We start from the raw sequence: 14,894 nt of genomic DNA, 5'->3' as shown, positions 1-14,894 counted from the left end.
GCCAACCGAACCACGGTCAGCCCACCTGGGTTCGGTCGCTTAAAAACGGACCTACGAAGCCTTCTGCAACTCCGGCAGAGCGTCGAAGAGATCGGCAACCAGTCCGTAGTCGGCGACCTGGAAGATCGGCGCCTCTTCGTCCTTGTTGATGGCGACGATGACCTTCGAGTCCTTCATGCCGGCGAGGTGCTGGATGGCACCGGAGATGCCGCAGGCGATGTAGAGATCGGGCGCGACCACCTTGCCGGTCTGGCCGACCTGCCAGTCGTTCGGCGCGTAACCGGCATCGACCGCAGCGCGCGAAGCGCCGACGGCAGCGCCGAGCTTGTCGGCCACCGGCAGGATCACTTGCCTGAACTTTTCCGACGAGCCGAGTGCACGACCGCCGGAGATGATGATCTTGGCAGACGTCAGCTCCGGGCGGTCGGACGACGACAGGGCGTCGGCGACGAAGGAGGAAACGCCGGGGTTGGCGGCAGCAGAAACGCTCTCGATCGCGGCCGAGCCGCCTTCAGGGGCGGAAGCGAAGGAAGCGGTGCGCACGGTGATGACGCGCTTGGCTTCGGTCGTCTGCACCGTCTGGATGGCGTTGCCGGCATAGATCGGACGTTTGAAGGTGTCGGAAGAGACGACCTCGATGATTTCCGAGACCTGAGAGACGTCGAGCAGGGCTGCGACGCGCGGCATGACGTTCTTGCCGACCGAGGTGGCGGCGGCAACGATCGTGTCGTAGTTGCCGGCGAGCGAGACGATCAGGGCCGCCAGCGGCTCGGCAAGGTTGTTGGCAAGCGAGGCGTCGTCGGCAACGAGCACCTTGGCAACGCCTGCAAGCTTGGCGGCCTGTTCGGCTGCAACCTTGGCGCCGGCGCCGGCGACCAGCACATGCACATCGGCTCCAGTCCCACTGGCGATTTTCGAGGCGGCGCTCAGCGCCTTGGCGGTCTGGTCGGAAAGGTGGTTGCTGTCGTGGTCAGCCAGAAGAAGAATGGCCATGATAAAATCTCCCTTCCTTAAATCAGAGCACGCCGGCTTCGACTTTAAGCTTTTCGACGAGCTCGGCGACCGACTTGACCTTGATGCCGGCCTTGCGGCCCGACGGCTCCTCGGTCTTCAGCACCTTGAGGCGGGCGGCGGTGTCGACGCCGAAGTCGGCCGGCGACTTCTTGTCGAGCGGCTTCTTCTTCGCCTTCATGATGTTCGGCAGCGAGGCGTAGCGCGGCTCGTTCAAACGCAGGTCGGTGGTGACGACGGCCGGCAGCTTGATGTCGATGGTCTGCAGACCGCCGTCGACTTCGCGGGTCACCCTTGCTGTGCACTCTGGCGCCTTGCCGTCGCCGATCTCGACCTTGGAGGCAAAGGTCCCTTGCGCCCAGCCGAGCAGCGCGGACAGCATCTGGCCGGTCTGGTTCGAATCGTCGTCGATTGCCTGCTTGCCGACGATGATCAGGCCCGGCTGTTCAGCCTCGGCCACGCCCTTGACGATCTTGGCGACAGCGAGCGGCTCGACCTGGTCTTCGGTCTCAACCAGGATGGCGCGGTCGGCACCCATGGCAAGCGCCGTGCGCAGCGTCTCTTCGGCCTTGGCCGGACCAACGGAAACGACGACGACTTCCTCAGCCTTGCCGGCTTCCTTCAGCCTGAGCGCCTCTTCGACCGAGATTTCGTCGAACGGGTTCATCGACATCTTCACGTTCGCAAGTTCGACGCCCGAACCGTCTGCCTTCACCCGGATCTTGACGTTGTAGTCAACCACCCGCTTCACCGTCACAAGTATTTTCATGGCAAACCTTTCTCCCGCGCTCGGTCTCGGCCGAACGCCCTTTCGTCAGTGCCTCGGTCGATCAGGCAACAATGCCCAGAATGCAAACAGCGGTTTTTCACCCGACCGCATGGCGTGTCTGACGCCAGGCGGATTGTAGAAGGAACCTCCGATCCCGGGTGAGAACCATTCGGAATCGCCATGCTGAAACTCGCCTTCCGACAGGACGAGGTACGTCTCTTCCGGGGCGTGGTCGTGGTCGGGATAACGCACATACGGCGCCATCAGCGTCGCGCCGAGCCAGAGGTCCCTCCGGTCCTCCAGGCCGCCCGGTCCGGCGATCATCGCATTGGCGTGGCTCATCAAGAAATTTTCGCTGGCCGTATGGTCGTAGACCGAGCGCCACTTCCATTCGAGCATCGGTTCAAGGTCCGAGAAGCGTCTGATTAGCGTATCCAGGGACGATCGGCCGGTTTCTGCAGCCAGCACACTGTCGAGATGTTGGTTGCAGACCGGGAGGCGCTTGCCGATGTCCAGACGTTGCGGTTGCGGCGCTTCAAGCTGGGCAAAAATCTGCATGAGTGACTGGCGCGCCCTCAGATCCTGTGAAAACTGGTTGAACGCGACAAAGGCCGCGTCCAGAAACGCTTGCAAGGCGTCAAACCGCGCCATTCTCAGATGTCCTTGGCAAGACGCAGCGCATCGTAGATGGCCGCATGTGTATTGCGGGCCGCAACGGCATCGCCGATCCGGAAGAGTTGATAGGCGCCCTCCGGGTTGCGTTCGACGGACTGCGGCGTGCCGGCAATAAGCTCGTCGTAGGAGACTTCGCCAAGGTTCCGCGAGTCAGGCTTCAATTCGAAATAGAGGTCGTCCAGCGGGATGGTTCCGTGGTTGACGACGATCTGGTCGAAGGTCTGCTGCTTGGCAACGCCGCCATAGTCACTGCCAACATGGGCGATGATCTGGTTGCCACTCTTTTCAACCGACTCCAGCCGGTACGTGACTGTGAAGGTGACGTCGAGTTTCTGCAGCGAGCGCATGTAAGGAACGAGGTTCATCGCCATGACTTCGGGCGCGAAGGAGCGGTCCGGTGTCATGATTTCCACCTTGGCACCGGCCTTGGCGAGGAACTCGGCAGCCTGGAGGCCCGCATGGTCGCCGGCGTCGTCGAAGATGAGCACGTTGGTTCCAGGCTTCACATCACCGGAGATGATGTCCCAGGAGGAAACGACGAGTTCGTTGCCCTTCGACAGCACCTCTGTGTGCGGCAATCCACCGGTAGCGATAATGACGACATCGGGCTTTTCGGTGAGTACCGTCTCAGCCTCGGCCCAGGTATTGAACCGGAAGGTGACGCCGAGCTTTTCGCACTGGCTCATGCGCCAGTCGATAATGCCGATCATTTCCCGCCGGCGCTCGCTCTGGGCCGTCAGGCGGATTTGACCGCCCGGATTGTTCGCGGCCTCCAAAACAACGACCTCATGACCCCGTTCCGCCGAGACGCGAGCAGCCTCAAGGCCGGCCGGACCGGCACCGACGATGACGACCTTCTTGCGAACGGCAGCCTTCGGGATCCGATGCGGCATCGTTTCTTCGCGACCGGTCGCCGCATTGTGAATGCAGAAAGCCATGCCACCTTGATAGATGCGGTCGAGACAGTAGTTGGCGCCGACGCAGGGGCGAATATCATCCTCGCGCTTTTCCATGATCTTCCGCACGATATGCGGGTCGGTCATGTGGGCGCGGGTCATACCGATCATGTCGACCTTGCCGGCAGCGATTGCGTGACGAGCCGTCGCCACGTCCTGGATCTTGGCTGCATGGAAGGTTGGAAACTTGGTTGCCGCGCGCACATCGCCGGCAAAATCCAGATGTGGTGCGCTCGCCATCCCCTGAATCGGGATGACATCTGTGAGGCCCGGATCCGTATCGATATGACCGCGGATGACATTCAGATAATCGATGAGGCCGCTTTCCTTGAGACGACGGGAAATCTCCAGGCCTTCGGCCTTTCCTGTCCCGCCGGGAAGACATTCGTCTGCCGTATAGCGAACGCCAAGGATAAAGTCGTTGCCGACCCTTTCGCGCATGGCCCTGAAGACGTCGAAACAAAAGCGCAGGCGGTTATCGAGCGAACCTCCATAAGGACCGTCGAGTTCGTTGGTGAGCGGCGAGGTGAACTGGTCAATAAGATGCCCGTAGGCTTCCAGCTCGACACCATCCATACCGCCCGCCTTCATCCGTTCGGCGGCGTCTGCAAAGTCCTTGATAATGCGCTCGATGTCCCAGTCTTCGAGCTTCTTGGGAAAGGCTCGGTGCGCTGCCTCGCGATGATGTGAGGGTGCAACGACCGGGAGCCAATCGCCCTTGTCCCAGCGGGTACGCCTGCCGAGGTGCGTGAGCTGGATCATGATCGCAGCCCCCTCTTCATGCACGGCGTCGGTCATTTGCCGGATCCAAGGCACGATCTCGTCCTTGTATGCGAGCAGGTTGTTGAAGACCGGAGGGCTGTCCTTGGACACTGCCGCCGAGCCGGCGGTCATCGTCAGCGCCACCCCGCCCTTGGCCCGCTCAACGGTATAGGCGCGGTAGCGGTCCTTCGGCATGCCGTCTTCGGGATAGGCAGGCTCGTGAGACGTAACAATGATGCGGTTGCGCAGGGTCAAATGCTTCAACTGAAACGGCTGAAGCAGGGGATCGTTCGACATGCGACGGGCTCCGGTTTATGGGAATTTATCGCAACGGTAAGCGGAAATGTACATAGGTGTCAATAATCAAAAACACCGTGGTTCAGATATTCGACACATATGTACATTTTGCTTGAAACGGCCGTTTGGATTTGTTAGGAGGCAATCATGGAACAGGCGATGACTGACACTGGCTGGCGCGGTTCTCAGGAGGGATGGCTCGAGGCCGCCTATGACTCCCTGCTCGAGTCGGGCGTGGACTCGGTGAAGATCCTGCCGTTGGCCAAACGGCTCAATCTTTCCCGGACCAGCTTCTATTGGTTCTTCAAGGACCGGGAGGAACTGCTGAGCGCCCTCGTCGCGCGCTGGAGGGAGAAGAATACCGGCAATCTGGTCAAACAGTCCGAAGCCTATGCGGAGTCCTTGGCCGAGGCGATGCTGAACGTTTTCGACTGCTGGGTGAACAAGGAACTGTTCGACTCCCAGTTCGAGTTCGCCGTTCGCAGCTGGGCGCTGCAATCGCCCGAGATACAGGCCGAAGTCCATGAGGCCGATCAGGCGAGAATGGAGGCGCTGGGCCGCATGTTCATGCGGTTCGGATATGACGCGGGACCGGCGGACGTTCGCGCACGAACGACCTACCTGGTCCAGATTGGATACATCTCGATGCAGTCCAAGGAAGATCTTGCGCTCCGCATGAAGCGCATTCCGGAATACATCGCGATTTACACCGGACAAACACCACAGCAGAGGGAGCTCGATCGCTTCTTCGCCCGGCATGGCTACAAACCAGAGTGAGAGAAGCATGGAAACGGGCGGGCCTTTGAGGGTTGGCGTAATTGGTGCTGCGGGATGGCTGGGCGGAGCAATCGCCGACGCCATTCTCGACGCCGGCATCGTCGAGCCTCAGAACCTGTCGCTCTCCTATCGCAGCGAGCGCCCCGACCGTTTCAACCGCTCCTTCTGGACATCGGACAATCAGGCACTTGCCGACCGCTCGGACGTCATCGTTCTCTCCGTCCGTCCGGCCGACTGGCTCAGCCTGAACGTTGTTGCCGAGGGCAAGCTTGTCATCTCCGTCATGGCGGGCATCCGCCTCAGCGCCCTTGTTGAGCATCATCGGACGGACCGCGTGGTCCGTACCCTGCCAAATGCGGCGGCCGAAGTCCGCAAGTCCTATACGCCGTGGGTCGCAGCCGCCGGGCTGCAGAACGACGATCGAGACATCATAAGGGCGATCTTCGATGCTTGCGGTTCTCAGGATGAAGTGCATTCAGAAGCGGAAATCGACTATCTGACCGGCCTCACCGGATCCGGGCCTGCCTTTCCGGCGCTGCTCGCCGAAGCGATGATGGCAGACGCCGTCTCGCAAGGACTGGCTCCCGAGATCGCCAAGCGTGCAGTCAATACCCTTATCACGGGTGCCGGTCGGCTGCTTGAGCAGCGTGAAGACTGTCCGACCGACATTGTCCAGACCTTCCTCGACTATCGCGGCACCACCGCGGCCGCGATCGAGGAGATGCGCGCGGCCGGATTCGATACCGCCGTCTCACGCGGATTGAGGGCTGCGTTCAGGAAATCGGTTCGCATGGGAGAAGCCTCCTAGCGTCGTTGAGACGGGGTCCGCGGCGCCCCGCCTCAGAAGAAAAGCCGCCAAAAGAGGGAACGATAATGAAAAGCTTGCTAGCATCGACATGCCTGTTCCTTGGGACCGTCGCCGGTTCGTCGCTCGCCAGCGCGGCAGACTGCGGCAGCGTCACCATCGCCAGCATGAACTGGCAAAGTGCCGAGGTCATTTCCAATCTCGACAAGATCATCCTCAATGAAGGTTACGGCTGCAGCGCCGAAATCACCATCGGCGATACCGTACCGACGATCACCTCCATGGCGGAAAAAGGCGAGCCGGATATCGCGCCCGAGGCCTGGATCGATCTGCTTCCCGACGTGGTCAAGAAGGGAACCGAAGAAGGCCGTATCGTAAAGGTCGGGTCTCCGCTGCCCGATGGCGGCGTTCAGGGCTGGTGGATCCCGAAGTATTTCGCCGATGCCCATCCAGACATCAAGAGTATTCCCGATCTCCTGAAGCATCCCGACCTCATCAAGGACCCTGAAGACCCGAGCAAGGGCGCGATCTTCAATGGTCCACAGGGCTGGGGTGGAACGGTCGTGACCGCACAGCTCTACAAGGCCTTCGAAGCAGAGAAGGCCGGCTGGACGCTGGTCGACACCGGCTCGGCAGCAGGCCTCGACGGCTCGATTGCCAAGGCCTATGAGCGCAAGGAAGGCTGGGTCGGCTATTACTGGGCACCGACCGCCCTGCTTGGCAAATACGAGATGGTGCAGCTTGAGGCAGGCGTCCCCTATGACGCAGCCGAGTGGAAGCGTTGCATTACGGTTGCCGAATGCACTGACCCGAAGCCGAGCGCCTGGCCGGTCGATACGATCGTGACACTTGTCGCCAAGCCCTTTTCCGAAAAAGCTGGCCCCGAGGTCATGGAGTACCTCAACAAGCGCTCCTGGAGCAACGAGACAATCGCCAAATTGATGGCCTGGATGACCGACAACCAGGCGAGCGGCGAGGAAGGTGCAAAGCACTTCCTCGAAGAAAACCCGGATATCTGGAAGAAGTGGGTCTCCCCGGAGGCCGCCGCCAAGATCGAGGCTGCGCTGTAGTCAGCACGGCCGAAAACCCGGTGCGGTGTGCCTTCAGCATATCGCACCGTTCTCGCCGACATAACAACAAGAACGCATCGGCTCTTTCGAGAAGGGGAACCGAATGGACTGGTTTTATCAATTTCCCAGCATGGACGACAACGCGCTTCGAAACCTCAAGAAAGTCATCGACGAAACGTTTCGCGGCTTTACCCGAAACTACGGTGATCTGATCGAGGGCTTCTTCGCGCCGCTCCAGCATTTTCTAATCGCTTCTGAACGGTTCATGACCAAGACGCCCTGGCCGATCATCACGCTCCTCATCCTCGCCATCGCCTGGTCAGCGACCAGAAGCATTCGCATCGCCGCCGGCTGTCTCGTGACGCTGTTGCTCATCGGCTACTTCGACATGTGGGACGATACGATGCGGACGATCTCGATGATCTTCGTCTGCACGATCCTGTCGATCGCGATCGGCCTGCCGATCGGCATTCTCATGTCGCGCTCCGACAGGGTCCAGCGGGTCGTCAACCCGGTGCTCGACGTCATGCAGACCATGCCAAGCTTCGTCTACCTGATCCCCGTCGTCATGCTGCTCGGCATTGGCAAGGTGCCGGGCCTGATCGCCGTCGTCATCTACGCGATCCCGCCGATGATCCGGCTCACCAATCTCGGCATTCGCCTGGTCGACAAGGACGTACTGGAGGCGGCCGATGCCTTCGGCGCCGACAACCGGCAGAAGCTCTTCAAGGTGCAGCTCCCGCTTGCGCTGCCGACCATCATGGCAGGGATCAACCAGACGATCATGATGGCGCTTGCCATGGTCGTCATCGCCTCGATGATCGGTGTTCAGGGTCTTGGCCAACCCGTACTGAAGGCGATCGCCAACCAGTACTTCACGCTCGGTATCTTCAATGGTCTTGCGATCGTCGGCATCGCCATCATGTTCGACCGGGTCAGCCAGGCCTATGGCGAACGATTGCAGAAGCACCGGGAGGTGGTCCATGGCTGAGCACGCTTTCGGCGGCATCGCAATCCGCCATCTCTATAAGATCTTCGGACCGAATGCCGGGGCTCATGTCGAGGCGGTTAGGAACGGCCTCACCAAGACCGAACTGAACGAGCGTCACGGGCACGTGCTCGGCCTTCGCGACATCAACATCGAGATGCCGTCGGGCTCGATCCAGGTGATCATGGGGCTTTCCGGCTCGGGCAAGTCGACGCTCATCCGGCATATCAACCGGCTGATCGATCCGACGGCCGGCGAAGTTCTCGTCGACGGCGTCGATGTGGTGAAGATGCCAGAGGCGGAACTGCGCGATTTCCGCCGCCACCAGACCGCCATGGTGTTCCAGAAGTTCGCGCTGCTTCCGCATCGAAGCGTGCTCAACAACACGATCTTTGGCCTTGAAATCCAGGGCGTAGCGCGCGCACAAAGCATCGATACTGCCATGCGCTGGCTGGAACGGGTTGGACTTAAGGGCTTCGAGCACAAGTATCCCAATCAGCTCTCCGGCGGCATGCAGCAGCGCGTCGGGCTCGCCCGCGCGCTTGCCAACGACGCACCGGTGCTTTTGATGGATGAGGCCTATTCAGCCCTCGATCCTCTCATCCGCACGGACATGCAGACGGTGCTTCTGGACCTGCAGAAGGAGATTAAAAAGACGATCGTCTTCATCACCCACGACCTCGACGAAGCGCTGAGGCTCGGTGACCAGATTGCCATTTTGCGCGACGGCGAGGTCATCCAGCAGGGCACGAGCCAGGATATCGTGCTGAGGCCTGTCGACGACTATGTCGCCAATTTCGTCAAGGAGGTGAACCGGGGCCGCGTTGTCCATGTGGAGGCGATCATGGCACCGCTTGGCGCAACTGCAGCCGACAGTGGGCAACGGATTGCCGCCGATCTCACAATCGAAGAAGCGGTCCGTACGCTCGCCTCTGCACCCGAAGGTGATATCACCGTCGTCGATCCGTCCGGAATGCCTCTCGGCACTGTCACCTTCCGCCAGCTCGCGGGCGCCATGGTCAATGCGCACGAGACGAACGATCGCGCAATGGCAATCGCGGCCAACGCAGCGTAAGCGCGGATCGGCCGGCGAATGCCATTCCTCCGGGCGGCCGGTCCTCCGCCCGGAAAAGCGCCAACGGTGGCTCCTCCCTCATTCCATTCCAGTCCCGATCCCCTCCCCGCCAGGAGTTGCGCCATGTCCAAGAAATTTCCTCGGCTGTTTTCCCCTCTCAAACTGCGGTCCCACACGCTGAAGAACAGGATCGTGTTCGGCGCGCACACGGCGAACATGGCGGTCGAGGGTCTGCCGACCGAACGACATACCGCCTATTACCGGGAACGAGCGATCGGCGGCGCCGCGATGATCGTCGTCGAACCCATGCCCGTCCATGCCGCAGCCGTTTTAACTCGCGGCAATTTTCGCCACTCCGATGACAGTGTCATCCCCCATTTCAAGAAGGTGGTCGAGGCGATCAAAGGGCATGGAGCCATAGCGATCCAGCAGCTCTATCACGTCGGAGCGCATGGGGATTCCGACAATTCGTTCCATCCACATTGGTCGCCTTCGGGCGGGCCGAGCTATCATGACAGCGACGGCTCGCATCCGATGACCGAAGCGGAAATCCTGGAAACGATCGATGGTTTCGTTGCGGCGGCACGTCGCTGTCGGGACGCCGGCTTTGACGGCGTCGAAGTATGGGCTGCCTATCTCGGTTTGGTCGACCAATTCTGGACGCCATGGTGCAATCGGCGCGACGATCAGTGGGGCGGTTCGCTTGAAAACCGCACGCGGATGTCTCGGGAAATCCTGACGCGGATCAGGCACGTCTGCGGGCCGGATTTCATTGTCGGCCTTGCCGTCAGTGACGAACCGGACGTGAAGGTTGCGCTTCAACGCGACGAGCTTGCCGAAATCATCCGCCTGCACGACGAACTGGGCCTTATCGATTATGTCACCTGCGGCTCTGGCGGCTACCTCGATTTCTACAAGCTGATGCCGACATTCCTCTATCCGGAAAAACTTGGCGCCGATCTCGCTTCAGTCCTGAGGAGTGTCGTCAAGAACGCGCTTGTGATCGCCGAAAGCCACATCCGCACCCCCGAAAACGCCGAAACGGTGCTCGGCGAGGGAGCAGCCGACCTCGTTTCGATCGTGCGCGGGCAGATCGCTGATCCGCATCTTGCAACGAAGGCGGCCGAAGATCGCCCGGAGGACATTCGCGGCTGCATCTCGTGCAATCAGATGTGCTGGGGACGCCGGTCGCGCGACTACTGGATCAGCTGTCTGATCAACCCGTCCGTCGGCCGCGAGGCCGAATGGAACGGCGACCGCTTTTTGAAGACCAGCGATCCCCAGCGCGTGCTGGTCATCGGTGGCGGCCCAGCCGGACTGGAGGCCGCCCGGGTGGCCGCCGAGCGTGGCCACGAAGTCGCGCTCGCCGAGGCGTCGAACCGGCTCGGCGGTAACTTCCTGCTCGCAGGCATGCAGCCACGAAGGGCCCAGATCCTCGATCTCATCGCCTGGTATGAGCGCCAGCTCGAAAAACTCGGTGTAGAGGTTCGCCTCAACTCCTATGTCGAGGCCGAGGACATCGATCCTTCCGAGTTCGGGCGTGTCATCGTCGCCACCGGCTCCTATTCGCCGGAGACGGTGTTCCAGAAAGCGCTGCCGGCGGTCGAGGCGATGCCGGGCCTGGCGAAGGGTAACGTCTTCACAGTCGAAGCCGTCATGGCGCGGCAGGCAAGGCCGGGCAAGCGCGTTCTGCTTTTGGATGAAGGCGGCGGCTGGCGCGGCTGCGGCACCGCCTGGAAGCTCGCCGAGGAGGGCCACGAGGTGGCGCTCCTGACGCCCGACCCGTTCGTCGGTAAGGAGCTGCAGCGAACCGCAGCTGACGTTCCGATGCGGCAGGCGCTCAGGAAACTCGGCGTCACATGGATCGTCGAAGCCAGCGTCATCGAATGGCACGGCAACGGCGCGACCATCGTCGACCACACCACGGGAGAGTGTCGCTTCATCGACGCGGATGCCTTGGTGACGGCCACCACGAATGCCCCGGCCGACTGGCTGATGCCGGGGCTCGCCGAACGCGGTATCGCTACGCGCCAGATCGGCGATTGCGCCGCACCGCGGCAGGCACCCTATGCGTTTTATGAGGGTAGGAAAGCGGGACTGGAGATCTGAGATGGAAGAGGTCGAACTCAACCAGAGGCAAGCAGAAGATCTGGCGATGAGAGCTTGCCTTGGTGCCGGCGCCAATCCGGCGAGCGCCCGATCGCTCGTGGACGCAACAGTGTCGGCCGCCCGCTTCGGCCCGAGCGCGGTCGGGTTTCCGCACCTCGTCGATTATCTGAACAGTTTTCGCGAGGGGCGCATCAATTGCGATCCCACGCCGGCCGCCACGCGCCCCTTCCCCGCTCACATCACCTGCGATGCCGACCGAGGCATCGCGCAGCTTGGTTTCGACCTTGCCTTCCGGGATTTCGTGGATGCTGCCCGCAACTTCGGGATCGCGCTCTTCACCCAAAAGAACAGCTATACAACGGGCGAGCTCGGTTACTACGTGCGCAGGCTCGCGCTGGAAGGCCTGGGCGGTCTTGCGGCGACCAACGCGAATGCCATGGTCGTAGCGAAGGCAGGAGGACCGGCTGTCTACAGCACGAACCCCATCGCCTTCGGATTTCCGCTCGGCGCCAACGCGCCGCCACTCATCGTCGACCAATCGTCAAGCGCGACTGCCTACGTCAACATTGCCGCCGCCGCCGCCGAGGGGCGAGAAATCCCGGAAGGATGGGCGGTCGACAACGAAGGCGCCGATACCCGGGACGCCGAAAAGGCACTCTTAGGCGCGCTGCTACCCTTCGGTGGCCGCAAGGGTGCGAACGTCGCGCTCCTCGTCGAAATGCTGTCGGCCGGTCTTTCCGGCGGTTCCTGGTCTCTGGACACGCCAAGCTTCAGAACGGGTGAAACCTCTCCCGCTGTCGGGCTGACGGTGTTTGCGATGATGCCGGGCCCGGAAGGGAGCGACCACATCGCCCGCGCACACGACCAAATCCGGCGGCTGGAGAAGCTCGGCGTTCACGTCCCGGGCGTCAGCGGCAGGCCACCTGGCTCGCCGGAGCAACCATTGCGCATGTCCCGCGCTGTCTTCGACGCCATCGATCGTTTCGCGTCGAATGACCATTAATCGTCCGGCGGGCTACCGTAAGAACACCGGAGGCCCGGATATGTTACACACCAAGAGAAATCGCCATCCCTTCCGGGGCGGCATACATCGCCATGTTCTTGCGCGATAGATCGAGGTGTGCGCGGATCAACGCCTCCGCCCGGTCAGGATCGTGGTTCGCTATTGCATCGATGATTTCGTCGTGCTGGCGCGACGCCTCGTGCAGCTCCTCCAACATGAGCGCGTTGCTCGGCCTGTAGAAAATCTTGCCGATACGCGCATGATCGATCAGCAGCCGGCGAAGGCTCGGAAGCACGTACGCATTGTTCGCGATCTCGCCGACCCGAAGGTGAAATTTGTCGTTGTAGAAGACGCGCCCGTCGACGTCATTGCTGTGAACCGCGTCGCGAAAGCTGTCCTGTATCTCACGCAGGCCCGCGATATCTGCCTTCGACGCATGTTCGGCGGCCAGCCGCGTGGCCGCGACATAGATCATCGGGGCGATCAAAAAGAAATCACGAAGGGATTGGTAGCTCATTGAGGTCACGCGAGCCGGCCGGTTCGCCTCAAGTTCGATGAACCCTTCCCCCGCGAGCTGCCGCATCGCTTCGCGCACCGGAGGGCGGGACAGTCCAAATTCCTCGCTCAACGCCACTTCGTCCAGAACCGATCCCGGCGCTATCTGCATTGTCAGGATACGGTGGCGCAAGGTGTGGTTCAGCGCAGCCTTTCGATCCGGGCCAACGCCTGCTTCAGGTGAGCTTTGATTGTGCGCCATGACAAACTCCTTTTGAGCGTATCTTGTCTACAAAAGGTAGACCGGTCAACGTATTTCGATTTTCGTCGACTCTGCCCTGTGACCACATGGCTCCTTTTGCCCGCTCTTCAGAAGATGCGCAAGGCCCGGCCGGCTGCCCTCGCGCGCCAATCCTTATCGCATGTTCGGTTATCACCGCTCGCTCCGCAAGGGGCGCCGCCGCGGCTACAATACCATCGCACTTCACGTGTCTATTGACAGTAGATCAAATGTCTATCTATTGTATTATTCAGACGGAACGAGACAGCCGAGCCAGGTCGAGCGTTGCGGATGATCTTCGAATTGATGGGAGCAGACGAATGACGGAACTTCTGACCAGAGCGCAGTACGAGAAAATCGCGTCGAAACTGACCCTCCCTTCAAAGGCTATCATCGACGGCCGCTCGGTCGAGGCGAGATCTGGACGCACGTTTGCGACGACCAATCCTGCCACAGGAGAGAAACTCGCGGACTTGCCCGCCTGCGGCCCCGAGGACGTCGACGCAGCCGTCGCAAGTGCGCGGCAGTCGTTCGCCGACGGCGGCTGGGCGAAGCAGCACCCAGCCGCCCGCAAGCAGGTACTTCTTCGCCTTGCCCAGCTCATCGAGGACAATCTAGTCGAGCTCTCCGTCATGGAGAGCCTGGACAGCGGCAAGACGATCCTCGATTGCCAGACTGTCGACGTGCCCGAGACCGTCAACTGCCTGCGCTGGCATGCGGAAGCGATCGACAAGATCTACGATCAGGTCTCGCCGGCCTCGAACGACCACATCGCGCTTGTCGTTCGCGAGCCCGTGGGTGTTGTCGGGCTGGTTCTGCCGTGGAACTTCCCACTCCTCATGCTCGCCTGGAAGATCGGTCCAGCGCTTGCCGCCGGCTGCAGCCTGGTGGTCAAACCGGCGGCCGAGACGTCGCTGACGGCGCTTCGGGTGGCTGAACTGGCGCTCGAGGCCGGCATTCCGGCCGGCGTCTTCAACGTGGTGACAGGCTCCGGCTCGCAGGTCGGCGAGCCGATCGGCCGGCACATGGATGTCGATGCCGTATCGTTCACGGGTTCGACCGAAACCGGCCGCCGCTTCCTCAAATATTCCTCCGAGTCCAACCTCAAGGAAGTCGTCCTCGAGATGGGCGGAAAGAACCCCTCTATCGTCATGGACGACGCCGACGACCTGGACGCGGTGGCCGCTCATATCGTCAACGGCGCCTACTGGAACATGGGCGAGAATTGTTCGGCCATTTCTCGACTGATCGTCCACTCTGCCATCAAGGGTAAGCTGCTCGACAAGATCGTCTCCGAGGTGAAGAACTGGCACGTCGGTGATCCGCTGGATCCCGACAACCGTGTCGGCCCCCTCGTCTCCGAGGCGCACTACCGGAAAGTTGCAAGCTACCTCGGCGATGGAGTGAAGGTTCTTCACGGCGGCGAAACCAGCAAGGGCCGCTTCGTTCACCCGACCATCGTCGAGGTCGAAAGTAACGCCGCCCGGCATGCGAAGGAAGAAATCTTTGGACCGATACTGACGGTCATCACGGTCGACAACCTGAAAGAGGCGGTCGCGATCGCCAACGAGACGGAGTACGGCCTGACGGCCTCCGTCTTCACCGGAAACGGCAAGCGCGCCATGCGCGCCGCCCGCGCTCTTCGTGCCGGCACCGTCACGGTCAACTCCTTCGGCGAGGGCGATATCACCACACCGTTCGGCGGCTACAGGCAGTCCGGTTTCGGAGGGCGCGACAATTCCGTCCACGCCCATGACCAATACACCCAGCTCAAGACCATCTGGCTCGATCTCAATGACGACGAAACCGCGGACCTCTAATC

At 61.3% G+C, this 14,894-nt stretch carries 13 protein-coding genes; 8 read left to right on the top strand and 5 right to left on the bottom strand.

Annotated features, from left to right (window positions below):
- Positions 1–51: 51 nt before the first annotated feature.
- Genes IB277_RS30465 through IB277_RS30450 form a run of 4 tightly spaced genes read right to left on the bottom strand, consistent with a single transcriptional unit; the run spans position 52 to position 4,470 of the window.
- Positions 52–993, bottom strand: a complete 942-nt coding sequence (locus IB277_RS30465) for an electron transfer flavoprotein subunit alpha/FixB family protein (RefSeq protein ID WP_192372441.1) — start codon at positions 991–993, stop codon at positions 52–54.
- A gap of 22 nt (positions 994–1,015) precedes the next feature.
- The gene (locus IB277_RS30460; RefSeq protein ID WP_090297694.1) at positions 1,016–1,780 is read right to left on the bottom strand and encodes an electron transfer flavoprotein subunit beta/FixA family protein; all 765 of its coding nucleotides are present in this window, start codon (positions 1,778–1,780) and stop codon (positions 1,016–1,018) included.
- A gap of 45 nt (positions 1,781–1,825) precedes the next feature.
- Complete coding sequence (locus IB277_RS30455; protein WP_192372439.1) at positions 1,826–2,431, bottom strand: dimethylsulfonioproprionate lyase family protein; 606 nt, start codon at positions 2,429–2,431, stop codon at positions 1,826–1,828.
- A gap of 2 nt (positions 2,432–2,433) precedes the next feature.
- A complete protein-coding gene (locus tag IB277_RS30450; RefSeq protein WP_060582030.1) occupies positions 2,434–4,470 on the bottom strand; it encodes an NADH:flavin oxidoreductase in 2,037 nt (678 codons plus the stop codon).
- Positions 4,471–4,617: 147 nt separating this feature from the next.
- Between IB277_RS30450 and IB277_RS30445 the strand changes: the two genes are divergently transcribed.
- The 7 genes from IB277_RS30445 (at position 4,618) to IB277_RS30415 (ending at position 12,297) form a co-directional block, all read left to right on the top strand.
- Complete coding sequence (locus tag IB277_RS30445) at positions 4,618–5,247, top strand: TetR/AcrR family transcriptional regulator (protein ID WP_034799984.1); 630 nt, start codon at positions 4,618–4,620, stop codon at positions 5,245–5,247.
- Positions 5,248–5,254: 7 nt separating this feature from the next.
- Positions 5,255–6,055, top strand: a complete 801-nt coding sequence (locus IB277_RS30440; protein WP_192372438.1) for a pyrroline-5-carboxylate reductase — start codon at positions 5,255–5,257, stop codon at positions 6,053–6,055.
- A gap of 65 nt (positions 6,056–6,120) precedes the next feature.
- Positions 6,121–7,122, top strand: coding sequence for an ABC transporter substrate-binding protein (locus IB277_RS30435; protein WP_060519180.1), 1,002 nt, complete (start codon positions 6,121–6,123; stop codon positions 7,120–7,122).
- A gap of 103 nt (positions 7,123–7,225) precedes the next feature.
- Positions 7,226–8,113, top strand: coding sequence for a proline/glycine betaine ABC transporter permease (locus IB277_RS30430; protein WP_060519178.1), 888 nt, complete (start codon positions 7,226–7,228; stop codon positions 8,111–8,113).
- Positions 8,106–9,185, top strand: a complete 1,080-nt coding sequence (locus IB277_RS30425) for a glycine betaine/L-proline ABC transporter ATP-binding protein (protein WP_192372436.1) — start codon at positions 8,106–8,108, stop codon at positions 9,183–9,185. The genes IB277_RS30430 and IB277_RS30425 overlap by 8 nt, the downstream gene beginning before the upstream one ends.
- A 123-nt stretch (positions 9,186–9,308) precedes the next feature.
- A complete protein-coding gene (locus IB277_RS30420) occupies positions 9,309–11,294 on the top strand; it encodes an FAD-dependent oxidoreductase (protein ID WP_060582035.1) in 1,986 nt (661 codons plus the stop codon).
- A 1-nt stretch (position 11,295) separates the two neighbouring features.
- Positions 11,296–12,297, top strand: a complete 1,002-nt coding sequence (locus IB277_RS30415; protein ID WP_060582036.1) for an Ldh family oxidoreductase — start codon at positions 11,296–11,298, stop codon at positions 12,295–12,297.
- Positions 12,298–12,340: 43 nt separating this feature from the next.
- Here IB277_RS30415 and IB277_RS30410 read toward each other — a convergent pair whose 3' ends face one another.
- Positions 12,341–13,054, bottom strand: a complete 714-nt coding sequence (locus tag IB277_RS30410) for a GntR family transcriptional regulator (protein ID WP_192372434.1) — start codon at positions 13,052–13,054, stop codon at positions 12,341–12,343.
- A gap of 338 nt (positions 13,055–13,392) precedes the next feature.
- Here IB277_RS30410 and IB277_RS30405 point away from each other — a divergent pair, with 338 nt between their 5' ends.
- The gene (locus IB277_RS30405; protein ID WP_060519164.1) at positions 13,393–14,892 is read left to right on the top strand and encodes an aldehyde dehydrogenase; all 1,500 of its coding nucleotides are present in this window, start codon (positions 13,393–13,395) and stop codon (positions 14,890–14,892) included.
- Positions 14,893–14,894: the final 2 nt, after the last annotated feature.

Source organism: Ensifer sp. ENS07, assembly GCF_014852185.1.
Taxonomy (GTDB): Bacteria; Pseudomonadota; Alphaproteobacteria; order Rhizobiales; family Rhizobiaceae; genus Ensifer; species Ensifer adhaerens.
The sequence above is the reverse complement of the archived record's forward strand: the minus strand, read 5'-3'. Positions and strand labels throughout refer to the sequence as shown.